Annotated in this window: 19 protein-coding genes; 11 read left to right on the forward strand and 8 right to left on the reverse strand. The window is 49.1% G+C overall.

Annotated elements, in window-relative coordinates; genetic code table 11:
- Positions 1-3,554 (forward strand): phosphoribosylformylglycinamidine synthase (purL, locus tag ABY802_RS03435; RefSeq protein WP_372625611.1); only part of this gene is annotated, 3,554 nt, incomplete at its 5' end.
- Between the two features lie 104 nt (positions 3,555-3,658).
- Here the strand turns inward: purL and ABY802_RS03440 are convergent.
- The 4 genes from ABY802_RS03440 to ABY802_RS03455 all read right to left on the reverse strand — a co-directional run bounded on the left by ABY802_RS03440 (position 3,659) and on the right by ABY802_RS03455 (position 9,833).
- Positions 3,659-4,576 carry a histone deacetylase family protein gene (locus ABY802_RS03440; protein WP_372625612.1) on the reverse strand — a complete coding sequence of 306 codons (918 nt, stop codon included), beginning with the start codon at positions 4,574-4,576 and terminating at the stop codon, positions 3,659-3,661.
- Positions 4,576-6,423, reverse strand: a complete 1,848-nt coding sequence (locus tag ABY802_RS03445) for a GNAT family N-acetyltransferase (RefSeq protein ID WP_372625613.1) — start codon at positions 6,421-6,423, stop codon at positions 4,576-4,578. Before ABY802_RS03445 ends, ABY802_RS03440 begins: the two co-directional genes overlap by 1 nt.
- A 132-nt stretch (positions 6,424-6,555) precedes the next feature.
- Positions 6,556-7,980 carry a DUF3300 domain-containing protein gene (locus ABY802_RS03450; RefSeq protein ID WP_372625614.1) on the reverse strand — a complete coding sequence of 475 codons (1,425 nt, stop codon included), beginning with the start codon at positions 7,978-7,980 and terminating at the stop codon, positions 6,556-6,558.
- 113 nt (positions 7,981-8,093) lie between these two features.
- Entirely contained in the window at positions 8,094-9,833 is a 1,740-nt protein-coding gene (locus tag ABY802_RS03455) for a GNAT family N-acyltransferase (RefSeq protein ID WP_372625615.1), read from the reverse strand.
- A 171-nt stretch (positions 9,834-10,004) separates the two neighbouring features.
- Here ABY802_RS03455 and ABY802_RS03460 point away from each other — a divergent pair, with 171 nt between their 5' ends.
- Positions 10,005-10,925, forward strand: a complete 921-nt coding sequence (locus ABY802_RS03460) for a 2-hydroxyacid dehydrogenase (protein ID WP_372625616.1) — start codon at positions 10,005-10,007, stop codon at positions 10,923-10,925.
- A gap of 381 nt (positions 10,926-11,306) precedes the next feature.
- Here the strand turns inward: ABY802_RS03460 and smrA are convergent, their stop codons facing one another.
- Together smrA and ABY802_RS03470 are read right to left on the reverse strand one after the other, a co-directional pair.
- Positions 11,307-11,882: a DNA endonuclease SmrA gene (gene smrA / locus ABY802_RS03465; RefSeq protein WP_372625617.1), complete on the reverse strand. Its 576-nt coding sequence runs from the start codon at positions 11,880-11,882 to the stop codon at positions 11,307-11,309.
- 87 nt (positions 11,883-11,969) lie between these two features.
- On the reverse strand, positions 11,970-12,257 hold the full coding sequence (locus ABY802_RS03470; RefSeq protein WP_372625618.1) for a hypothetical protein: 288 nt from the start codon (positions 12,255-12,257) through the stop codon (positions 11,970-11,972).
- 293 nt (positions 12,258-12,550) lie between these two features.
- On the opposite strand from ABY802_RS03470, the gene ABY802_RS03475 reads away from it, so the two are divergent.
- Positions 12,551-12,925: a hypothetical protein gene (locus ABY802_RS03475; RefSeq protein WP_372625619.1), complete on the forward strand. Its 375-nt coding sequence runs from the start codon at positions 12,551-12,553 to the stop codon at positions 12,923-12,925.
- A 43-nt stretch (positions 12,926-12,968) separates the two neighbouring features.
- Here ABY802_RS03475 and ABY802_RS03480 read toward each other — a convergent pair whose 3' ends face one another.
- A complete protein-coding gene (locus tag ABY802_RS03480; RefSeq protein WP_372625620.1) occupies positions 12,969-14,306 on the reverse strand; it encodes a M20/M25/M40 family metallo-hydrolase in 1,338 nt (445 codons plus the stop codon).
- Between the two features lie 150 nt (positions 14,307-14,456).
- Here ABY802_RS03480 and ABY802_RS03485 point away from each other — a divergent pair, with 150 nt between their 5' ends.
- Complete coding sequence (locus ABY802_RS03485) at positions 14,457-14,834, forward strand: response regulator transcription factor (RefSeq protein ID WP_372625621.1); 378 nt, start codon at positions 14,457-14,459, stop codon at positions 14,832-14,834.
- A 131-nt stretch (positions 14,835-14,965) separates the two neighbouring features.
- Positions 14,966-15,259: an ArsR/SmtB family transcription factor gene (locus ABY802_RS03490; RefSeq protein WP_372625622.1), complete on the forward strand. Its 294-nt coding sequence runs from the start codon at positions 14,966-14,968 to the stop codon at positions 15,257-15,259.
- A 61-nt stretch (positions 15,260-15,320) separates the two neighbouring features.
- Here ABY802_RS03490 and rpsT read toward each other — a convergent pair whose 3' ends face one another.
- Positions 15,321-15,590 carry a 30S ribosomal protein S20 gene (rpsT, locus tag ABY802_RS03495; RefSeq protein WP_046555958.1) on the reverse strand — a complete coding sequence of 90 codons (270 nt, stop codon included), beginning with the start codon at positions 15,588-15,590 and terminating at the stop codon, positions 15,321-15,323.
- A 175-nt stretch (positions 15,591-15,765) separates the two neighbouring features.
- Between rpsT and murJ the strand changes: the two genes are divergently transcribed.
- From murJ to ispH, 6 genes are read left to right on the forward strand one after another with little or no spacing between them, the layout of a single operon-like run.
- Positions 15,766-17,340, forward strand: coding sequence for a murein biosynthesis integral membrane protein MurJ (gene murJ / locus ABY802_RS03500; protein ID WP_372625623.1), 1,575 nt, complete (start codon positions 15,766-15,768; stop codon positions 17,338-17,340).
- Between the two features lie 54 nt (positions 17,341-17,394).
- Entirely contained in the window at positions 17,395-18,345 is a 951-nt protein-coding gene (gene ribF / locus ABY802_RS03505) for a bifunctional riboflavin kinase/FAD synthetase (RefSeq protein ID WP_372625624.1), read from the forward strand.
- A 23-nt stretch (positions 18,346-18,368) separates the two neighbouring features.
- Positions 18,369-21,197 carry an isoleucine--tRNA ligase gene (gene ileS / locus ABY802_RS03510; RefSeq protein ID WP_372625625.1) on the forward strand — a complete coding sequence of 943 codons (2,829 nt, stop codon included), beginning with the start codon at positions 18,369-18,371 and terminating at the stop codon, positions 21,195-21,197.
- Positions 21,197-21,688, forward strand: a complete 492-nt coding sequence (lspA, locus tag ABY802_RS03515; RefSeq protein WP_372625626.1) for a signal peptidase II — start codon at positions 21,197-21,199, stop codon at positions 21,686-21,688. The genes ileS and lspA overlap by 1 nt, the downstream gene beginning before the upstream one ends.
- Positions 21,685-22,122 (forward strand): FKBP-type peptidyl-prolyl cis-trans isomerase, encoded by a 438-nt coding sequence (gene fkpB, locus ABY802_RS03520; protein ID WP_372625627.1) that lies wholly within the window; start codon positions 21,685-21,687, stop codon positions 22,120-22,122. Before lspA ends, fkpB begins: the two co-directional genes overlap by 4 nt.
- A gap of 4 nt (positions 22,123-22,126) precedes the next feature.
- Positions 22,127-23,056 (forward strand): 4-hydroxy-3-methylbut-2-enyl diphosphate reductase, encoded by a 930-nt coding sequence (gene ispH, locus ABY802_RS03525; RefSeq protein ID WP_372625628.1) that lies wholly within the window; start codon positions 22,127-22,129, stop codon positions 23,054-23,056.
- Positions 23,057-23,062 lie beyond the last annotated feature (6 nt).

Below are 23,062 nucleotides of genomic sequence, written 5' to 3' on the forward strand. Positions count from 1 at the left end.
AGGGTGAACGTACCCTAACTGCCAGCGAATTAAACGTGGTTAGCGGTTTGTTGCATGACCGGATGATGGAGGTGGTGTTTAGCGAGTTTGCTCAGGCAGCTGCCTTGTTTGCGCATGCTGCACCGGCAGAATTAAGTTCTGTTGATATTATCAATGGTGGCCGTCAGGCGCTCTCAGAGGCCAATATGGCGATGGGCCTGGCGTTGGCCGATGACGAAATTGATTATCTGGTCAGCAATTTTCAGCAGTTAGGTCGCAATCCAAATGACATTGAACTGTACATGTTCGCTCAGGCGAACTCAGAGCACTGCCGTCATAAAATTTTTAATGCCGATTGGACTATTGATGGTGTAGTGCAGCCTAAATCCTTGTTCAAAATGATTAAAAATACCTTTGAGCACACGCCCGACTATGTATTGTCAGCCTACAAAGACAATGCCGCAGTAATGACCGGCTCAACCGCTGGCCGGTTTTTTCCGGTTCCAGGTACGGCAGAGTATAACTACCATCATGAAGATATCCATATTTTGATGAAGGTGGAAACCCATAACCATCCAACTGCCATTTCCCCTTACCCGGGTGCGGCGACCGGTTCTGGTGGTGAAATTCGTGATGAAGGCGCTACCGGTGTTGGTTCAAAACCAAAAGCTGGTCTGGTAGGCTTTTCGGTGTCGAATTTACGGATCCCGGGCTTTACTCAGCCATGGGAAACAGACTTTGGCAAGCCAGAGCGTATTGTCAGCGCGCTGGATATTATGCTGGAGGGCCCGCTCGGTGGCGCTGCTTTTAACAACGAATTTGGCCGCCCGGCGATTAACGGTTACTTCCGTACCTATGAAGAAAAAGTGACCAGCTATAACGGTGAAGAAGTCAGGGGTTACCATAAACCTATAATGATTGCCGGTGGACTGGGTAATATCCGCACCGATCATGTCCAAAAAGGGATACTACCGCCCGGGGCTAAGCTGGTGGTGCTTGGCGGTCCAGCCATGAATATCGGTTTGGGCGGCGGGGCGGCGTCATCGATGGCCTCTGGCCAGTCCGCAGAAGATCTCGACTTTGCCTCTGTGCAGCGGGAAAACCCGGAAATCGAACGGCGGTGTCAGGAAGTGATTGACCGCTGCTGGCAGCTAGGCGCAGATAACCCAATATGTTTTATTCATGACGTTGGCGCCGGCGGTTTATCTAACGCGTTCCCGGAGTTGGTAAATGACGGTGGCGTTGGTGGTAAGTTTGAACTGCGGAATGTCCCAAACGATGAACCTGGCATGTCGCCATTGCAAATCTGGTGTAACGAATCGCAAGAGCGCTACGTTATGGCGATACCGCCGGAAAAAATGGCAGTGTTTGAGCAAATATGTCAGCGCGAGCGAGCACCTTATGCGGTAGTGGGTGAGGCTACCGCTGAGCAGCATCTGACCCTGACAGATCAGCACTTTGGTACCACTCCCATTGACTTACCGCTTAGTGTATTGCTGGGTAAAGCACCGAAAATGCACCGTGATGTGCAAAGTGCTAAAACCCCTGGCCAACCTCTGCGCCGTGAAGGTATCAGCATTGCTGATGCTGCTGAGCGGTTGCTGCGCTTACCGACCATTGCCGAAAAAACCTTTCTGGTTACCATTGGTGACCGCACGGTGACCGGTTTGGTGGCGCGTGATCAAATGGTCGGTCCCTGGCAGATCCCGGTGGCCAACTGCGGTATTACCGCAGCCAGTTATGATACTTACCATGGCGAGGCTATGGCAATGGGTGAGCGGACCCCGGTCGCGTTACTGGATTTTGCTGCTTCAGCCCGCTTAGCGGTAGCTGAAGCCATCACCAATATTGCCTGTAGTGATATCAGCGATTTAAAACGGATTAAATTGTCAGCTAACTGGATGTCTGCTGCCGGCCATCCGGGTGAAGATGCCGGTTTATATGCTGCAGTAAAAGCCATTGGCGAAGAACTGTGCCCGGCGCTTGAGGTGACCATTCCGGTGGGTAAAGACTCAATGTCAATGAAAACTAAATGGCAGCAAAATGGTGAAGAGAAGGCGGTTACCTCACCAATGTCACTGGTGATCACTGCATTTGGCCGGGTAGAAGATATTCGTAAGACGGTTACCCCACAGCTTCGCACTGACAAAGGTGCCAGCAGTGTGTTACTTATTGACCTGGGCCAGGGCGCTAACCGCTTAGGTGCATCCTGCTTAACTCAGGTATATAAGCAATTGGGTGAAACTCCAGCCGATTTAGACAGCCCAGAGCTGTTACTGAATTTCTTTGCTGCTGTGCAGCAACTGGTTCGTGAGCAAAAACTGCTGGCTTATCATGACCGCTCCGACGGTGGTTTATTTATTACTCTGGCAGAAATGGCCTTTGCCGGTAAAGCCGGTGTTACCGCCGATATCAGCAGCCTGGGTGACGATGACTTAGCCGTGTTGTTTAGTGAAGAGCCCGGTGCCGTGCTCCAGGTTGCTAATAGCGAGTTGGCATATGTGCAGCAAGTTCTGGCTGAGCATAAGCTGGCCGCGTGCAGCCATACGCTGGGCCCTGTAACAGCTAATGACCAACTGTCCTTTAGCCGTGGCGAGCACACCGTGTTCAGTGACAGTCGCAACCGTTTGCGCTGTATCTGGGCGGAGACCACATATCAAATGCAGGCACTGCGTGACAATCCGGCGGGTGCACTGCAAGAATTTACCGCGAAAGCTGATGAAACCGATCCGGGCTTAAATGTCAGCCTTAGCTTTGATGCAAATGAAGATATCGCCGCACCCTATATTGTTAAAGGGGCCGCGCCTAAAGTGGCTATTTTGCGCGAACAAGGCGTTAACTCGCACCTGGAAATGGCTGCTGCGTTCAACCGTGCTGGTTTTAGCGCGGTTGATGTGCATATGAGTGATATTCTGGCGGGCCGGGTTAAGCTTAGCGACTTTAACGGTTTAGCTGCCTGTGGTGGTTTCTCCTACGGCGATGTGCTCGGTGCGGGTGAAGGTTGGGCTAAGTCAGTGTTGTTTAACGATATTGCCCGGGCACAATTTGCGGCATTTTTTGAACGTCAGTCTACCTTCTCATTAGGGGTGTGCAATGGCTGTCAGATGATGTCTAACTTAAAGTCATTGATCCCGGGTGCAGAGCTGTGGCCACACTTTGTCCGCAATAAGTCAGAACGGTTTGAAGCGCGCTTCAGCCTGGTAGAAGTGCAGCAAAGCCCGTCATTATTTTTCAGCGGCATGGCCGGCTCTCGGATGCCCATTGCCGTATCACACGGTGAAGGTCATGCCGAGTTTGCCAGTAGCGAAGCGTTGGCCAAAGCTAATCACAGTGGTACCGTAGCGATGCGCTTTGTCGATAACTTTGGCAAGGTAACGGAAAGCTATCCGGCTAACCCGAATGGTTCCGCTGCAGGTATTACTGCGCTGACCACTACCGATGGACGGGTCAGTATTATGATGCCGCATCCGGAGCGGGTGTTCCGTACCGTGGCCAACTCCTGGCACCCGGATGACTGGCAGGAAGACAGCCCATGGATGCGCATGTTCCGTAATGCCCGGGTCTGGCTTGGCTAATATCTGTTTTGTATAGCTAAAAAAACCCTGCATTTGCAGGGTTTTTTATGGTTTAAGTTAAGGTTTGCGGCCGAATTATAACGTTCAGAGCAGGTCATTTTTTACTACATCAAGCCCTTTAAAAAAGCCACTACGCTGCGCCCCAGTGCGCTGAGGGCATAGCCGCCTTCCAGCATGGCGACGACACGACCCTGACAGTGTTTATTGGCCAGTGCTTTAAGCTCTGTTGCTAGCCAGTGGTAATCGTCTTCACGTAACATAAAGTGCGCCATCTCATCTTCGGCATGGCCATCAAAGCCAGCGGATACCAGAACAAGCTCAGGAGCAAAGGCATTCAGTGCAGGCAGCCAATTGCTGCTGACAGCCGAGCGCCACTGGCTGGCTTTACAGCCTCCCGGCAATGGTAAGTTAATGATATGGTCTGATACCGTGTCGGCGCCGGTATTGGGGTACAACGGGTATTCAAACGATGAGCAAAATAACACTCTGGGTTCGTGTTTAAAAATATCTTCAGTGCCATTGCCGTGGTGGACGTCAAAATCCACTATTGCCACGCGTTTCAACTTATAGTGGTTAAGCGCATACTCGGCCGCAATAGCGATGTTATTAAAAAAACAAAACCCCATAGCCTGTTCATGGGTGGCGTGATGGCCTGGTGGGCGGATGGCACAGAACGCCTGCTTATCACTTGCCTGCATGACCTCATCCACCGCGTTGATACCGCTGCCGGCGGCGTAAAGTGCTGCCTGCAGCGTTTTATTCATCATCTGGGTATCCGCATCAAGCCAGATATGGCCCTCAGTTGGTGCTTTGGCAAACAATTCGTTGACGTAAAGCGTGCTGTGGGCCCGGCATAAATCAGCCCTGGTGGCGGCGGTGGCATCTTTTTGTTGTAAAACATAATCGAGCCCGGAGCGGATTAACTGATCGTTTATTGCATCTAAGCGCTCAGGACATTCCGGATGATCTGTGCCAACATCGTGCTGACGACAAAAGGCATGGCTAAAAACAGTAATGGCCATCAGTGGGCTCCTCTGTCTGCTGCAGTCGCTAAATCAAGTTCCAGAAATACCTCACTGGGATCATCATAACCTTTGCGTTTAAAGCCGGCTTTGGTAAATACACTTAGCATCGGTTTATTTTCCGCCCGAACATAAGCAGTCATTTTGCTGAGTTTACGACTGACAGCGATATCGATCATTTCTTGCAGCAGACGTTTTGCCATGCCTTTACCCTGGTGTTTTTCGCGGGTAACGAAAGCCACTTCACAGCTGTTATTGGCTTTAATCAGGTAATAACGGCCGACCGCCTGAATTTCAACCACTGAGCCTTTTTGTCTGACGATACACAGGGCTAAATCTTCTGTCTGATCGACACTGACCAGAGTGCACGATTTCTCCCGGCTCATCTGGGTAGGCACGGTGTTATAGCGCATTTGCAGGGTTTCTTTAGTGTGAGAGTAAAAAAACTCCTGCAATCGGCGCTCATCCGATGGATTCAAGGGCCGTAAATCAAAGCTTTCACCGTCAAGTTGTAATTCCTTAAAACCGACAGCGCCAAGTTCTGCAACCTCTACCGGTGTCTGTAATTGATAATGGGGTACCCAGTAAAACTTTCGTACCTCTGCCAGCAGCTGACTGCGAAACTTCGGGTGCGCTACCCTAATCAGTTCCAGCGCCCGCTCACGCACACTTTTACCGCGCAAAGACGCTACCCCAAACTCGGTGACCACGTAGTGGACATGGCCACGGCTGGTGACCACCCCGGCGCCTTGTCTGATATGCGGCACAATGCGGGAAATACTGCCATTTTTAGCGGTGGACGGCAGGGCAATAATTGGTTTTCCGCCGTTACTCATTGACGCGCCGCGGCTAAAATCAACCTGGCCGCCTATACCGCTGTAAAAATGATGACCAATTGAGTCTGAGACAACCTGGCCGGTTAAATCAACTTCGATGGCACTGTTGATGGCTACCATTTTATCGTTGCGCGCAATATTGGCCGGTGAGTTAACATACTCGCTGGGATAAAAGCCGATATGTGGGTTTTGATCGACAAACTGATACAGCGCTTTACTGCCGATACAGAAACTAACCACGCTTTTACCTGGATGGAAGGTTTTGCGCCGGTTATTAATGACGCCTTTTCTGATCAGTTCCAGCACGCCATCTGTGATCATTTCGCTATGCAGGCCTAAATCTTTATGATTACTGAGGTATTTAGTAACAGCAGCACAAATACGTCCGACACCCAGCTGGACTGTGGCGCCATTTTCCACCAGCAGTGACACATACTGGCCTATTCGTTCAGTACGGGCATCCAGCTCGGGCATTACTGCCTCTGGCAGCGATTGATCCGCATAATAGAAGGTGTCAATGTCGTCACGGTGAATAAAGGACTGGCCAAAAGTAATCGGCATTTGTGGGTTTACCTGTGCAATCACTTTTTTAGCCGCTTTTGCCGCGGCGGCTACCACGTCAACCGATACCCCAAGCGAATGATAGCCATGTTCATCTGCCGGGCTTACCATGATCAATGCGGCATCCAGCGGTAACACCCCGTCGGTAAAAAGGGCCGGTATATCGGTCATAAAGCAGGGGGTGTAGTCTGCCCGCCCTTCTGCTACCGCCTGGCGAATTTTTTCACCACCAATAAAAAAGGTGTTCACTTTAAATAAATGCTGATATTGCGGCTCTGCCCATTTATTGTCGGCCAGCGTTACCAGCTGCACAATTTCAATATCGTGCAGACTGTTGGCGTGGCTAATTAAGTCGTCAATAAGGGCAGTAGGTACCGCAGCATGCGAACCAATAAAAATCCGGTTACCGGACTTAAGCAACTGTTGCCAGTTTAGCGGGGCAGGTGCCATAGTGCATTACCTGAAAATTGACGGTTACTGCTACTGTAAAGCACAGTAAGTGCCGTTGCCAGCCCCAACTTTAGTCGAAAAAAAGCCAGGGCATGGTTGCCCTGGCTTTTTAACACGTGAAACAAAATCGGGTTATTGAATGCGCTGTGCCTCGCGGTTCCCCCGCACTTCGCGACTGGCGCTGGGCACAGGCCGCTCTATCTGGCGCTGTGGCTGGACTTGACGCTGTGGCTGCACCTGCTGACGTTGCGGCTGCACCTGACGTTCTGGCTGAGCCTGACGCAGTGGCTGAACCTGACGTTGCGGCTGCGCCTGTGGCTCTGGCCGCTGCACCGGTGTTATCCGTTGTTCTGGCCTGGTCTGTTGGTGGCGCACCACCTGCTGGCGCTCAGCAGTTATTGGCGTAGTAGTCTGCATTGGCCGACTAACCGTGGTTCTTACTGGTTGTTGTTCAGCTTGCTGACGACTGGCCTGGTGCTCCCGGTGGTGCACTTGGGGCCTTTCGTTACGCTCAATCCGCTCAGCTCGCTGCTGGCTATTAAGCTGACGGCTGGCAGTAGCTGCCGGCGTCTGGCGTAAATTAACCTGTTCAGCGGTGCGTCGTTGCATCATGGTACTTTCACGGCTTTGCTGATGAGTGTTGTCGTATGCGCGATGTTGCTGGTCACGTCGTTTGCCGGTTTCTGCACGGTATTCCTTCGTTACCTGGCGGGCATAGCCAAAGTTATGCTGACGGTTTAGCACTTCGTGCCGGTAGTGTACGCCACGTCTGTGGTAACTGTCGTGCTGCCAGCGCCGGGCGTCAGTATAGTGCTTATTTCGCCGCGGATAATAACGAGGTGGTGTGTGGTAATAATGATGATTAACCACGATATGGCGATGATGCCAGTCAAATATACTGAAATAAAATGACGGACGTACCGTAAAGCTGGGGCCCCAGTAAAAATGGCTGCTAGCATAAAAACCACGGGGCGCATGCCAGTATACCGGCGGATATGCTGACCACCACCAGTTACCATACACCACGCGGGTATCGTAGTAAGGCACATAAATGACTTCCGGGCGGCGTGGTTCAATGACAATAACCTCACGTTCACGCTGTACCGTCAAATGTTTCATTTTATCTAACGAACCCTGCTGATAAGCACGCTCACGTAATTGCTGAATACTGGCTAGCACCGCAGCTTCGTCCGTTAAAAACATTTCCCCCAGTTGCTGCGTCCATTTCAAGTCATTGCTAAGACGTTGCAATAAATCAGGAAATGCCACCAATGCTTTGACGCTGGGCTCCCAATCTTCAGAAGCGACAGCTTGTACGGCCGCATCACCGTCTAAATCGGGGTTCAATTCTGACCAGCGGGCAGCCTGAACGACCTCCAGCGGGTACGTTGCTGCAATTAACACATGAGTCAGCACGGTATCCGGATACAGTGCGACCGGCGCCAGCATCTGGTCCAGTTCTGCCTGCGACAGGGTATCACTGGCTTTAGCGCTAACGCTAAACAGCAGTATGACACTGAGTAACAGGGCTTTTACGCTTACACTGGTACTTAACATAGTGGTTTCCTCCACAGTGGGCGGTAATGCATTAACGACGTTGATAATACATTACACAAGTGTAGAGGTTATAGGCGGCTGTGGCTTAATGCTAACTGAACTTTGGTTATTCTTTACACTGCCTTTACGTAATCTAAGCTTGCCAGTTGCGGCAGATATCGGGCTTGTTTGGCCGGTTTTAATTGTTGAAGATCGACCAGCACCAGGCCATCAACACAGTCAGCAAAAGCCGGATCGGTGCTGAATGCCAGAAAACTGACTCCGCCTGGCTGGCATAATTCACTGTATTGTTTATATAAAGTCGGAACATTAAGTCCCATGTTAGCCAGTAAATGTTTTAACTGGATAAAATCAGCATGGTAATCATTGCCAGAAAAATGCAGCGCCAGCTCATGCTGTTGCGTCGAAGATAACATATAAGGATGAACTGCCAGTGCCAGAGACGCTGCAGAGCTAAAATATAAGGAGTAAAAATAAACAAGTAAGTCGCGCGCAGTTTGTGGGTAGCTGGCCGAAATACTGACCGCTCCGAACAAATAACGAATATGAGGGTGGTATTGTAAATAGGCGCCGATGCCGTGCCATAAATAATCCAGGCTTCTTTTACCCCAGTATCGAGGTTGAATAAAACTTCGACCAAGCTCCAGTCCTTGCGCTAAATAGGGTTGCATGGTCTGGTTATAATGAAACAAACTTGCGGTGTATAAACCACTGACATCGTGATTTGTGCATACTTGTGCAGCAGGCGCCAGCCGGTAAGCTCCAACCATTTCTAATTCGGCAGGGTCCCACAGAATTAAATGATGATAGGTACTGTCGTATTTATCAATGTCCCGCTTATTGCCAGTACCTTCGCCCACTGCCCGAAACGCCAGTTCCCTTAAACGGCCAATTTCTCTCATTAGCGCGGAGCTTTGCTTATGGTGATACAGATAAATAAGTTTACCATCGCTGGTGGTTCCAAGCTGCTGGCAATTTGCTAAGTCAGCTTTTAATTGAGCACGAGTTTCCGGGTGGGCGATAGTACTTTGAGTACGCAGCAATGGCGCTTTGTCTTTGGCCAGTCGATACAGATGCTTTTTAAATAATTTAAGTTGTTCTTTTGTGGATAAAGGCAGTTGGCCATAGCTGTCGTAAGGGATCTGTTCACCAATTCGCATAGAGATGTTTTTGCGTTGTTGTTTAAACATCTCCTGCACCAGCAACATCGTCGCCAGCGGTTTGTAAAGCATAGAGGCGCCATAAAACAGAGCTGAGTTTCTGCCATCGATATAGATAGGTAATATGGGCGCTTTGGCGCTGCTGGCGAAGCGTAAAAAGCCATTGTGCCACTTACCATCACGCACCCCGTTTGGTTTTAAGCGCGACACTTCTCCTGCCGGAAACAGCACCAGAGCACCTTCCTGCTGCAAATGCGCTCTGATCCGGCTTAAGTGTCCACGCTCAGTACCGCCGTCCATATTATTGACGGGCAACAACAGGCTATGCAGTGCACTTACCGACATCAGCAACTGATTGGCGATAATTTTAACGTCCGGCCTGATATCACTGATCAGTTTTATCAGCGCCAGTCCATCCAGAGAACCAATGGGATGATTAGCAATAATCACCACTTTGCCACTGGAGGGGATGCGGGCAATTTCATTGTCGCGGGCACTGTAGCTGAAATTAAAGTACTCCAGAACCTGTTCGACAAAGTCCAGCCCCTGCAAATGTGGGTATTGTTGGCCAAATGCAGCAAATTCCTGCTCATGCAGTAAATAACTTAAGGCACCTTTTAGTGGTTTATACAGCCATGGCTTGCCGCTGATCCCCGGCATTTGTTGCTGAATAACCTGCTCGACATTAAACATAAAACCTCCTGCATAGTGCCTGTCCAACGACCTCTACTGCAGGCTAACGCTGCAGTATGACAGCGGCGCGACAGTTTTATGGCAATTTACAGAAGTTTTCCGGATACTGCATGGGCATGTTATGAGTTAGTATTAGCGGGTGTTATTGGCTGGTTATAGACGGAATTGCCCATGAGTATTGCCCTAATCATTCCAGATCGGAAATTAGATGATCTACAGCAAAAGCTGCAGCTTGCCTTACCAGACATACCCATTGAGATCTGGCCGAAGCTGAACGATCCCGCTAAGGTTGAGTTTGCCGTGGTATGGAAGCAACCCCATGGTTGCCTGAACTCTCTGGTTAATTTAAAGGCGATTCAATGTTTCGGAGCCGGGGTTGACTCTATTCTGAGTGACCCGACATTACCCGATGTTCCAATCAGCCGGATAGTAGACCCTGCGTTAACCGACGCCATGGTCACTTATCTGGATGGCGTGGTCAGTTACTACCGGTTACGGCTTGACCTGTTTAGCGCTCAGCAGCAACAACTTTTATGGCGGCCCAAAAGCCCTCGTAAGTTTAGCCATATTACGGTTCTGGGACTGGGAGAGCTCGGCGGTGCTGTCGCGCAACATTTTACCCGGCTGGGTTTTCAGGTGGCCGGTTGGTCTCGTAGCAGTAAAAGCCTGCCAGGTATACAGTGTTATGCGGGTGAGGAACAGCTGCACCAGGCGGTCGCATTAGCAGACGTTATTATCTGTCTACTGCCACTCACTCCGGCCACCGAGAGCCGGCTTAACAGCAATTTTTTTCAGGCTCTGCAACCGCAGTCAATTTTTATTAACGTTGCCAGGGGCGCTATTGTTGATGACGCTGCGTTATTGGCGGCATTGAATAACGGCCCGTTGGCGGCAGCATGTCTGGATGTGTTCCGCCAGGAGCCCTTACCCCAAGACAACCCACTGTGGCAGCATCCGGCGATACTGGTTACTCCCCATGTGTCAGCGGTAACGAATGTCAGTACGGTGGTCAACCAAATCGCCGATAATTATCGGCGCAGTCAGCAAGGCCTGACGTTGCATAATCCGGTGAATTTACTAAAAGGCTACTAACTGGTTAAAAACACAGTTATTGTAAATTTGTAACAAGTTAACTAAACTCAGCAACGGTTTAAGTATACTGAAGCTTAAACTCTAATAAAAAGAATAAAATGCGTTATTGAGGTATGTTATGAGTAAAGCGTCCAGTCGTGGTTTTGGCTTTACTGCAATCGCCGTTGTGGTGTGTCTTATGGCACTGTCGGCGTTTCTGACCAAAGCCGAAGCGGCCTGGTTGTTAATCTGATAGGTTAATAATAGTAAGGCTGCAGGAAAAGATTCGGTCAAATGGAATGACCAACTATCAAGGGGTTAGGGTTGTTGCCGGTGTAAACTGGTTAATGTCCCTGGCCCCTTGATGTTTACGACCAATCCCAGGCCCTCTTATTGATGATATTAACTTTTAGTATGCCGTTCCCGATTCTGCCGTTTTTGCTCCGCGTTTTTTTGCAGTAATACATAGGTTGCACTATAACCGCCATGCTGGCGCTGAGCCGTATGAGCTGCCAGCACAGCAGGTAACTGTGGCAGCCATTTAAATACGTAACTGCGAAGTATAGCCGGGTGGGGTTTGCTGTTGCGGCCCATGCCATGATGAACCAATAAGGTACGGATACCACGCTTGTGGCAATCTTCAATAAAGTGTAACAGCTGGCTGCGCGCTTCTGTCAGGGTTTTTCCCAGCAAATTTAAGGTCGCATCCAGCTGATACTTGCCCAGCCGTAAATTGCGATATACGCCCTGCTGCACGCCGTCTTTACAAAATGCGAAAGGGTCGTCCGGCTTCACTAAATCAACATATTCCATGCTCAGATAGTTTGGATCGTACTCCATTTCCTGTTCGGCGGCTTTGCGTCTCGCTTGCTGGGCTAAGGTAGGGCTGAATTCGGTTTGCTGACGCACTTCATCCTGTGATAAGGGTTTAACATCAGTCATTTCCTGCAGAAACAGGTCAAGTTCATTATCTTGCATTAGCCGGCTCCAACTACTCTGGGCGGCTAAGTATAGCTTGTCAGTGCACCTGAAAAAAGCTTAAACACGAGTACACTGCAAGTGTGGCTAGTTTTCTGTAGTTAATGCGCCAGGCGTTGACGTTGCCACTTTGCTGGCGTTTAACGCTTTTCTGCGGGCATTAGCAAAACGGACTAAGTAGTAAGCATTAATTAACAAAACCAACAGGTTAGAAATAACGCCCTGAGGGATCGAGATATGGCTGTAATAGATAAATAACAGGCTGCAACCTATTAGTGTGGCTAATCTAAGTAAAAGCACATCTTTAATAAAAAATGCACCAATACAAATGGTTAAACCTATCCAGCTGATGATGTCGTATACTACATTTTCCATACGTTTCCGCCAAAAAAACTCACTGCAATGGCGCGCATTATGCGCAGTGGCTAACATTTCATCAACTGAGTAATTTTACAGCTTTAGCATTATATATTCTAATGGGTATAGGTGAGGGTTTTTGCCTTAGCCGGGTTAACAATATGATTTGTATGCTTTAGTGCTTCGTGACTGTTTAGAAAAGCTAATCTACGTGTGGCTACTGATTACCGAATTGCATAAAAAACAGGCAAAGCATGCACAGGCTTCTATACTTAGGTGTGTTGTTAAGGTTGATATAAGAAGGTGATGTTGTGCTACCAACTAAAATATATGAACCGTTGCCGTACAGTTATATGCTTGCAGGGTTAATCAGTATGGCATTGCTGCCCTCTTTGCTGGGAATGATGTCAGGTACGTTACTTTTTCTGGCTGGCGCTCTGGTGTGGATAGTGCGTTCGGAGCACAGGCGCGAAGATGACGTTTTTGCAGAACGAAAAAATGGCCCGGTGCCGTTTTGGGGTTATGAGCTTCTGCCTTTTGTCTGCTTATTATCATCAATGACTATTTTTATCATGCCCTTTAATCAGCTTTATTATCCATCGGCCATTATTTTACTCATCGTGGGGGTACAATTGTGGCTAACCCGTAATTTGCAGCGCCGGCATCGCCGGGCGCTGACAAACTGAGTGTAAAAACACGGCACCGCAACTTAACCGCTTGCGACAGCGTTTACTTCCTTAAATCAACCGTGCTATTGGCTATCGCGCGGGTCATTATCAACCATGCTTGCAGGTTTTGCTGCAGTGCAGCCGGATCAATCTTATCCAGCGTATCGTTGGGGGTATGATGGTAATCGAAATAATCGGTACCGTCTTGCTGTAAGCTGGCTACGGGTACACCCAGTGCTTTGAGTACTGACACATCGGGGCCGCCAGATGCGGTATTGCTGCCAGCCTCGATACCAAGATGTTTAAGTTGTTGTTGAATGTCAGCGCCAAACTTAAGTGCCTGTTCACCAAAACCAGTATCAAAACGCCAGATCCGGCCGGCGCCAAAGTCAGACTCGGAGGCAAATACATGGTTTGTCAGCTCAGCGGCATGGCGTGCCGCATAGGCGCGGGCGCCAATCAGGCCTCCTTCCTCGTTACCAAACAATACTACCCGGATGGTGCGTTCTGGCCGTTGTTGTTTTAACAAGGCGGCAGTGGCCATCACCAGGCCAACACCTGCGCCATCGTCCAGTGCGCCGGTACCTTCATCCCAGGAGTCAATATGGGCGCTAATCAGCACGATTTCGTCGGGTCTTTTACTGCCGGTAATTTCTGCAATCACATTGTGGCTGGTCACTTCACCTGGCAGATTATTCTGCATATGCAGACGTAAGCTGGTTTCGGGGTTCAGTGTCAGCATTTTACTTAACTGCTGGGCATCAGGAACCGAAATCGCAGCAGCAGGGATCCTTGGCACGTCTTCCTGATAACGCATAATACCGGTGTGGGCAAAGCGGTTATTGCTGGTCCCGACGGAGCGGATAATAATAGCGCTGGCACCAAGCTTGGCGGCTTCTACTGCGCCTTGAGCACGTGCGCCAACGACCTGGCCATAAAAGCTGCCACGAATATCTTTGCGCAGTGTCTGGTTAATGAAAACAATTTTATCTTTTACGGTTGTCGGATCGGCTTGCTGCAGCTGCTGTAAACTGTCAAACATCACCACCTGACTGGTGATCCCATCAAAGGGGGTACCAACTGACCCGCCGAGTGCTGTCAGCACCAACGCCTGATTAAAGGGCGCTTCGACCCTCAAGCTGGCGTTGCCGCGCTCCCAATATTGCATGGTAAAAGGTTCGGTCCAAACTTTATCAAATCCCAGCTGTTTAAATTTCTGCTCTGCCCATGCTACGGCGCGGGCATCAGCCTCACTGCCAGCAAGGCGGGGGCCGACTTCCACTGTCAATGATTCTACTAATTTGTAGGGCAGATCATTGTTCAGCTCTAGAGAATTCGCCTGAACATTACCACTTATCGCAAAGCTGGCTGCTATTATTGTTGTTAACCACAATTTCATCTTTTCATTCTACCTTGGTATTGATACATTATCGGGACTTTAGCATGCTTTTAAAACCAGCCCTAGCGGCGGGCGGTGAAATGCATTTTGCTCAGGATAAGGCTTCCTGACAACGCTATTTAAGGCTTTTTCAGTCATGAGGCTTCAGGGATGCAAGCAGCACAACCATACACTTCAGCGTTACTGGTGGATGACACCAGCACGGTACGAGATTATTTACGGCAGATTCTGGGGCAGCTTGGTATTACCACCATTTATGAAGCTGCTGATGGCGCCAGTGCCGATGAGCTGTTTTCAACTTATCATCCTCAGTTAGTTTTTCTTGATATTCAGCTGCCAGACATCAATGGCAAGGTATTATTGCGGCGCTTCAAAAAGTTGGATGACCAGACGAAAGTGTTTATGGTGTCTGCGTATTCCAGTGTAGAAAATCTGAAGGATGCGATTGCCGGTGGCGCCAATGCCTTCGTGGTAAAGCCATTTTCGGCAAAACGAATATGTAATCTGGTACAGTCAATTCAGCACTAATTGCAACGGCTATTCTTTGCCTTATTCATGTTTGTTTATTGTTTTATTTTGTTAAATAAGAATGATTATCTTGTCGCATTCAGGTCTAATCGGTACTATTTTGCCAAATACAGAAAGTCAGAGAAATGAAGATGAACTTGAATGACATGCTGGAAAATTCAGCACAAGCAGTAAAACTGTTAAAAGCAGTGTCGAATGAGCGACGTTTAATAATTCTATGCCACTTGCTGGAAGGCGAAATGTCGGTTGGTGATATTAATGATAAGCTGGATTTAAGTCAGTCTGCTTTGTCGCAACATTTAGCATTATTGCGCCGCCACAAGCTGGTTAAAACCCGCAAAGTAGCACAAACCGTTTATTATCGTTTGAGCAGTGATGAAGCGGAGCAACTTATTGCCTTAATGCACAAAATGTATTGCAGCTGATCAGCTTTAGTGACCAACAAAAAAGCCAGCTTGCGCTGGCTTTTTTGTTGGTCACGGACCATTAAGCGGTTTTTAATGCCTTAACATGCGCATTTAAACGAGCTTTATGACGTGCTGCTTTGTTCTTATGGATTAGGCCTTTGGCCGCCATACGATCAATTACAGGTACCATTTTGTTGAACGCTTCAGTAGAAGCGGTTACGTCAGCAGTTAATACCGCTGCGTAGGTTTTCTTGATGAAAGTACGCATCATAGAACGTTGACTGGCGTTTTGCTGACGACGTTTTTCTGATTGAATTGCGCGCTTCTTAGCAGACTTAATGTTAGCCAAGGTAACACTCCTAAAAACTAAAACCGGACTCTTTAAAGGCCGCATAATATGCCTATTTAATGGCCCGTTGTCAAATGCTTTAACGCTAAAGTGCAGGAATTAAATTGTTACAGCTACTGGTAATCATTACTAATAAAGAGCCAAAATAGCGGTAGCGTAAATAAAGGAGCAACGGGTGTCGGGAAAATTATTAAAATCTGGCCTGATTGTCAGTGCTATGACACTGATTTCACGAGTATTAGGTTTAGTTCGTGATGTAGTGGTGGCTAATTTTGTTGGCGCAGGGGCCGCGGCCGATGTGTTCTTTTTCGCTAACCGGATCCCTAACTTTCTAAGGCGGCTGTTTGCTGAAGGTGCATTTTCTCAAGCCTTTGTGCCGGTATTAAGTGAAGTTAAAGCCCATCATGGCGATGATGCGGTAAGGGAATTGATTGCAAAAGTTGCCGGTACGCTTGGCGTGATTGTTACCCTGGTAACCCTGTTTGGCGTGATAGCGTCGCCGCTTATTGCCATGTTATTTGGGATGGGCTGGTTTATTGAGTGGCTGAACGATGGGCCTGATGCCCACAAATTTGAGCTCGCCAGTCTGATGCTAAAAATTACTTTCCCTTATTTGTGGTTTATCAGTCTGGTGGCACTCAGTGGGGCTCTGCTAAATACCTATAATCGTTTTGCTGTTGCCGCCTTTACTCCGGTGTTCTTAAATGTCGCGATTATTGGTTCGGCCTGGTATCTGGCACCTCTACTGAATGAACCTGCCATGGCCCTCGCCTGGGGGGTATTTATTGGCGGGTTGGTGCAGCTGCTGTTTCAGCTACCGTTTCTGGCTAAGGCAGGTTTACTGGTTATGCCCAGATGGGGCTGGCGTGACCCTGGCGTGAAGAAAATCCGTACCTTAATGCTGCCTGCCTTGTTTGGCGTATCGGTAAGCCAGATTAATTTACTACTTGATACCGTTATTGCGTCATTTTTGCTGACCGGAGCAGTAAGCTGGCTTTATTATTCAGACCGGCTAATCGAGTTTCCGCTGGGACTATTTGGCATTGCCATTGCCACCGTTATTTTACCTAACTTGTCGCGCCACCACGCGACGGCAAGTGCTGCTAAATTTCGACATACCCTGGATTGGGCTATTCGTTTTGTTGCTATGTTTGGTTTGCCGGCAATGGCAGCGCTGATCGTGCTGGCTAAACCCATTATTATGCTGCTGTTTATGCGCGGTGCGTTCAGTGAGCATGATGTGATAATGGTGTCCTACAGTTTAATGGCGTATGCCACAGGCTTGCTGAGTTTTATGGTAATTAAAGTGCTGGCCCCGGGTTTTTATGCCAGACAGGACATTAAAACCCCGGTTCGTATTGGTATTATTGCCATGGTGGCTAACATGGTGTTTAACCTGATGCTGGCCCCCTGGCTTAGTTATGTCGGCCTGGCACTGGCTACGGCAATGTCGGCCAGCTTAAATGCGTTTTTATTATACCGAGGCCTGGCGCAGGCTGAGGTATTTCATTTTAGTAAAAGTAGCTGGATTTTTCTGGCAAAAATTGCCCTGGCAAGCGTGACTATGGCGGGCGGCTTATTTTGGCTAAGTCCACCGTTTTCGCTGTGGCTGAGCCTGGATTTCTGGTCTCAGGCTGGTCGGTTGGCGCTATTATGTTTACTGGGTATTGTCAGTTATTTTGTCATGTTATGGTTGTTGGGAGTGCGGTTATCTCATTTCCGGGTGCAAACTGTTGCTGAAAGCAATTAAGTTAGTGGTTATAATGCCGCGTTTATCAGTAGTAACGACAACCTTAAGGCAGGCATGGAGTTAATTCGCGGCTTACATAACATACAACCCAGGCATCACGGCTGTGTGTTGACCATAGGCAACTTTGATGGTGTGCATCTTGGGCATCAGGCGGTACTGCAACAAGTGCGGGCCTTAGCGGAGCAATCTAACTTACCCTCCTGCGTTATGGTGTTTGAACCGCAACCACTGGAATTGTTTGCCGGTAGCGCCGCGCCAGCCAGGTTAAGCCGATTTCGGGAGAAATATAGCCAGTTGTCGTGGCTGGGCATTGACCGTTTAGTGTGCGTTAACTTTAATCCGCGTTTTGCCGCATTGCAGCCCGAGGTATTTATCGAACAGCTGTTGTTAACCCAACTGGGTACGAAGCAGCTTATTGTCGGTGATGACTTTCGGTTTGGTAACAATCGGGCAGGTGATTTTAACATGCTGGCAGCGGCCGCAGCGCGCTATCAGTTTGGCCTGACCAGTACCTCGAGTTTGAAACTTGGCCAACAGCGGGTAAGTAGTACCTTGATCCGTCAGGCATTGCAGCAGGATGATTTACACGCAGCAGAAACCATGTTGGGGCGGCCATTTAGTTTGACCGGCCGGGTGAGGCATGGTCGCAAGCTGGGACGGGATCTCGGCTTTCCAACGGCTAATGTCTGGCTATACCGGCGCAAATTACCGGTTAGTGGCGTTTACGCCATTACTGCTGAGACCAAATATGGTCGTTTTCAGGGCGTGGCAAACATTGGTAATCGGCCTACAGTGCAAGGTCAGCGAGAACAGCTTGAAGCACATCTTTTTGATTTTAAAGGTGATTTATACGGCAGTCAGATAGCCGTAACGTTGCGCCATAAGTTACGATCTGAGCAGCGTTTCGCGGATCTGACCGCCTTGCAGCATCAAATTACGGCAGATATGCATGCTGCCAAAATGTATTTTAGTCGCCTGGCTACTCATGCCAGCAGCATAAGCTAACTTTTAAAAACGGAATAAAACGGATGAGCGATTATAAGCATACCCTTAACCTGCCTGAAACGGCGTTTGCCATGCGCGGCAATCTGGCGCAGCGCGAGCCGCAAATGCTGGCGAAGTGGACAGAAGATAACCTGTATCAGCAGATCCGCAGTGCCAAAAAAGGCAAAAAAAGTTTTATTTTGCACGACGGTCCTCCTTACGCCAATGGCAACATTCATATTGGCCACGCCGTTAATAAAATTCTGAAAGACATTATTGTTAAAGCAAAAACCTTGTCTGATTATGATGCCCCTTATGTACCTGGCTGGGATTGTCACGGCCTGCCCATTGAGCTGGTTGTTGAAAAGAAATATGGTAAACCCGGCACCAAACTGACGGTAGCCGAATTTCGCCAGCACTGTCGTGATTATGCACAAACCCAAATTGAAGCGCAGAAAGTCGATTTTGTGCGCTTAGGAGTGCTGGGTGACTGGGATAATCCATACCGGACCATGGATTTTAGCTCTGAGGCCAATATTATCCGGGTATTGGGCCGGATTATTGACAACGGCCATTTACAGCAGGGTTTTAAACCGGTGCATTGGTGTACTGACTGTGGTTCGGCGCTGGCCGAAGCGGAAGTGGAGTATCAGGATAAAGTATCCCCTGCAATTGATGTGCGTTTTACCCTGGTTGATGAGCAGCTGGTGGATAAATTCGACCATCCTGAGCAACATCGTGGCCAAGGCCCGGTGTCGGTAGTGATCTGGACCACCACGCCCTGGACAATTCCTGCTAACCGGGCCGTAGCGGTTAATGCCAAACTCGATTACAGCCTGGTGCAGGTAGAGCAGGGCCCGAATGGTCCGGAGCGTTTAATTATCGCCACCGATCTGGTTAACGAGGTAATGGCCCGCGCGAATATCGAGCATTATCACGCGCTTGGCTTTTGCAAAGGTGAAACACTGGAGTTAGTGCAGATCCGCCATCCACTTTATGATTTCAGCGTGCCGGTTATTCTGGGTGAACATGTTACCACCGAGTCAGGCACTGGCTGCGTGCATACGGCGCCAGGCCATGGCCAGGAAGACTTTGTGGTGGGTAAACAATATGGGCTGGAAGTTGCAAACCCGGTAGGGGCAAATGGCGTCTATCTGCCAGATACACCATTGTTTGCCGGTCAGCACGTGTTTAAAGCTAACGACAGTGTGGTAGAGGCATTAAAAGCCGCTGGGGCGTTGCTGGTCCATAAAGCTTACAAGCACAGTTATCCTCATTGCTGGCGCCATAAAACGCCGATTATTTTCCGCGCCACACCGCAGTGGTTTATCAGTATGGATAAACAAGGTTTACGCCAGAAATCACTGACCGAAATCGCCAGTACCCGTTGGATCCCGGATTGGGGCCAGCAGCGAATAGAGAAGATGGTTGCCGGTCGGCCGGATTGGTGTATTTCCCGCCAACGTACCTGGGGCGTACCGATTGCGTTGTTTGTTGATAAAGATACCGGAGCCTTGCACCCACAAACTCAGGTGTTACTGGAGCAGGTAGCCCAAAAGGTAGAACAGGGCGGCATTCAGGCCTGGTTTGATATGGAAGCAAGCGAACTGCTGGGGACGGATGCAGAGCGTTATGTCAAAGTGAGTGATACGCTGGATGTCTGGTTTGATTCAGGGGTAACTCATGCTTTTGTGGTTGACCAACGACCAGAGTTTAATCAGGCGAAGCAGGCAGATTTATATCTTGAGGGCTCTGATCAGCATCGCGGCTGGTTTATGTCATCGTTAATGACTGGGGTAGCGAGTAAAACGCATGCGCCCTATCGACAGGTGCTGACCCACGGTTTCACCGTTGACGGTGAAGGTCGTAAAATGTCGAAGTCACTGGGTAATGTCGTGTCGCCGCAAGAGGTCATGAATAAATTAGGTGCTGATATTTTACGGTTATGGGTTGCCACAACCGATTACACCTCTGAAATAACCGTTTCGGATGAGATATTAAACCGGGCTGCCGATAAATACCGCCGTATTCGCAATACTGCGCGCTTTTTACTGGCTAACCTGAATGGGTTTAATCCGGCAACGGATTTGGTGCCGTTTAATGAAATGGTTGAGCTGGACCTGTGGATGGTAAGCCGGGCGGCTAAACTACAGCAGGAAATTGTTGAGGCCTATGATAATTACCAATTTTTACAGGTCAGTCAGAAGTTAATGAATTTCTGCACGGTAGAGCTTGGCAGTTTTTATCTGGATGTGATTAAAGACCGTCAATACACCGCGCATAAAGACAGTGTTGCCCGTAAGTCGTGCCAGAGCGCGCTGTACCACATTGCGGAAGGCATGGTGCGCTGGATGGCCCCGGTGATGAGCTTTACTGCCCAGGAAATCTGGCAGGCCCTGCCCGGAGATCGCAGCAAGTATGTCTTTACCGATGTCTGGTACGATGCGCTGGCGACAATGCCAGCCGGAAAGTTTGATGATGAATACTGGCAACAACTTTTGCTGGTACGAGATGAAGTTAACAAGGTACTGGAAGCGGCCCGCCGTGAAGATCGGATTGGTGCGTCCTTGCAAGCCGAGGTAACTTTATACGCCAGCGCTGAACTGGCTGCGGCGCTTGCGAAGCTGGGTGACGAGTTACGTTTTGCTTTAATTACGTCAACTGCGCAGGTAAGTAGCGATGACGCTCCTGCCAATGCGGTTACCACTGATATTGCCGGTTTAAAAGTGCTGGTTGTCGCCTCAGCCGCTGCCAAATGTGAACGCTGTTGGCATCACCGGCATGATGTGGGGGCCGATAGTGCTCACCCCGGCATTTGCTTACGTTGTGTCAGTAATGTCGCCGGCGTTGGTGAACTGAGGAAATTTGCCTGATGCAGTTACTTAAAGAAACGGGCTGGCGTTGGTGGTGGTTGATCGTGCTGCTGATCATCGCCGATCAGGTTTCAAAACAATGGGTGCTGCATGCTATTCCGTATCAGGGCAGCATACCATTATTACCCGTATTTGAGCTGGCGCATGTTTACAATCACGGTGCGGCATTTTCATTTCTGAGTAATGCCGGTGGCTGGCAGCGCTGGTTTTTTACGGCTATTGCAGTGGTGATCAGTATTGTTATTGCCATCTGGTTAAGCCGGGTGGGGCGTGGACAGCAAAAACTTAGTCTGGCCCTGGCGTTGGTATTGGCTGGCGCCATTGGCAATTTAATTGATCGGGTTGTTTATGGTTATGTGATTGATATGCTGCATGTGTTCTATAAAAACTGGAGCTATCCGGTATTTAACCTGGCAGATTCGGTGATCTTTATTGGCGCCGTCTTACTAATATGGGATAGTTTTAGCAGTAAACCTGAGGTAAAAGCATGACGCAGGCAGCCATTAGTGCAAACAGTAGTGTGTTATTTCATTTTGATATTACTTTGGCCGATGGCAGTGCAGCAGAAAGCACCCGGGTGCACAATAAGCCCTCAAAACTGCAAATGGGCGACAGCAGTATCTCCCCGGCGTTTGAAGCGCAATTGATTGGCTTGGTTGCTGGCGATAAAAAAACTTTTACTCTGGCGCCACAAGACGCTTATGGCATGCCGAATCCGGATAATATCTTTTATGTCGATCGAAGTAAGTTTTCCGGCGATGCCCCAGCCAAAGTCGGAAGCATCATTGGTTTTACCATGCCAGATGGTTCCGAACTGCCGGGCTTGGTTAGGGACGTAGTGGGTGAATCTGTAACAGTAGATTTTAATCATCCCCTGGCCGGGCAAACCCTGACGTTTAACATTGAAATCGTAAAAGTGAGCTAAGCAGATGGATATTTTATTAGCCAACCCGCGGGGTTTTTGTGCCGGGGTCGATCGTGCCATCAGTATTGTCGAGCGGGCTCTGGAATTATATGAGCATCCTATTTATGTGCGACACGAAGTCGTGCACAACAAGTTTGTGGTAGATGGCTTACGTCGCAGTGGCGCAGTGTTTGTGGATGAGCTGGATGAAGTACCCGATGGTAACATCGTCATTTTCAGCGCGCATGGTGTATCACAGGCTGTGCGCGAAAACGCCAAACAACGCGGACTAAAAGTATTCGATGCCACCTGTCCTTTGGTTACCAAAGTGCATATGGAAGTTACCCGGGCCAGTCGCAAAGGCATTGAATGTATTTTAATTGGTCACGCCGGCCATCCGGAAGTGGAAGGCACCATGGGCCAATATGATAATCCGCAAGGCGGTATTTATCTGGTTGAGTCGGTTGAGGACGTTGCCCGCTTACAGGTGAAAAATCCGGCACAGCTGTGTTATTCCAGTCAGACCACCTTGTCAGTTGATGATACTGCAGATGTGATAACAGCACTGCGCCAACGTTTCCCTGAGATTGACGGGCCGCGTAAAGATGATATTTGTTATGCCACCCAAAACCGGCAGGATGCAGTACGTGATTTAGCATCAAAGGCGGATCTACTGTTAGTGGTAGGAGCGAAAAACAGCAGTAATTCAAACCGTTTACGTGAGCTGGCCGAGAAAATTGGCTGTACGGCTTATTTAATTGATACCGCCAATGATATTCAGCAAAGCTGGCTGGAGAATATTAACGCGGTAGGTGTTACTGCCGGGGCATCAGCACCCGAGGTGTTAGTACAGCAAGTGGTGGCGCAGCTTAAAATGTGGGGCGGCCAGACGGTAAATGAAAACCCGGGCAGGCCAGAGAACGTGGTGTTTGCCATACCGGCAGAGTTGCGTTAAGCCATA

This window comes from Arsukibacterium sp., assembly GCF_041616895.1.
In the GTDB taxonomy this organism is placed as follows: Bacteria; Pseudomonadota; Gammaproteobacteria; order Enterobacterales; family Alteromonadaceae; genus Alishewanella.

Excerpts from the sequence above, each read along its gene's own strand:
- ABY802_RS03490 (WP_372625622.1), top strand. The coding sequence starts at position 14,966 with ATGAACTTGAATGACATGCTGGAAAATTCAGCACAAGCAGTAAAACTG.
- ABY802_RS03480 (WP_372625620.1), bottom strand. The coding sequence starts at position 14,306 with ATGAAATTGTGGTTAACAACAATAATAGCAGCCAGCTTTGCGATAAGT.
- ileS (WP_372625625.1), top strand. The coding sequence starts at position 18,369 with ATGAGCGATTATAAGCATACCCTTAACCTGCCTGAAACGGCGTTTGCC.
- ABY802_RS03485 (WP_372625621.1), top strand. The coding sequence starts at position 14,457 with ATGCAAGCAGCACAACCATACACTTCAGCGTTACTGGTGGATGACACC.
- lspA (WP_372625626.1), top strand. The coding sequence starts at position 21,197 with ATGCAGTTACTTAAAGAAACGGGCTGGCGTTGGTGGTGGTTGATCGTG.
- ispH (WP_372625628.1), top strand. The coding sequence starts at position 22,127 with ATGGATATTTTATTAGCCAACCCGCGGGGTTTTTGTGCCGGGGTCGAT.
- ABY802_RS03440 (WP_372625612.1), bottom strand. The coding sequence starts at position 4,576 with ATGGCCATTACTGTTTTTAGCCATGCCTTTTGTCGTCAGCACGATGTT.
- ribF (WP_372625624.1), top strand. The coding sequence starts at position 17,395 with ATGGAGTTAATTCGCGGCTTACATAACATACAACCCAGGCATCACGGC.
- ABY802_RS03445 (WP_372625613.1), bottom strand. The coding sequence starts at position 6,423 with ATGGCACCTGCCCCGCTAAACTGGCAACAGTTGCTTAAGTCCGGTAAC.
- fkpB (WP_372625627.1), top strand. The coding sequence starts at position 21,685 with ATGACGCAGGCAGCCATTAGTGCAAACAGTAGTGTGTTATTTCATTTT.
- ABY802_RS03450 (WP_372625614.1), bottom strand. The coding sequence starts at position 7,980 with ATGTTAAGTACCAGTGTAAGCGTAAAAGCCCTGTTACTCAGTGTCATA.
- smrA (WP_372625617.1), bottom strand. The coding sequence starts at position 11,882 with ATGCAAGATAATGAACTTGACCTGTTTCTGCAGGAAATGACTGATGTT.
- ABY802_RS03460 (WP_372625616.1), top strand. The coding sequence starts at position 10,005 with ATGAGTATTGCCCTAATCATTCCAGATCGGAAATTAGATGATCTACAG.
- ABY802_RS03455 (WP_372625615.1), bottom strand. The coding sequence starts at position 9,833 with ATGTTTAATGTCGAGCAGGTTATTCAGCAACAAATGCCGGGGATCAGC.
- ABY802_RS03470 (WP_372625618.1), bottom strand. The coding sequence starts at position 12,257 with ATGGAAAATGTAGTATACGACATCATCAGCTGGATAGGTTTAACCATT.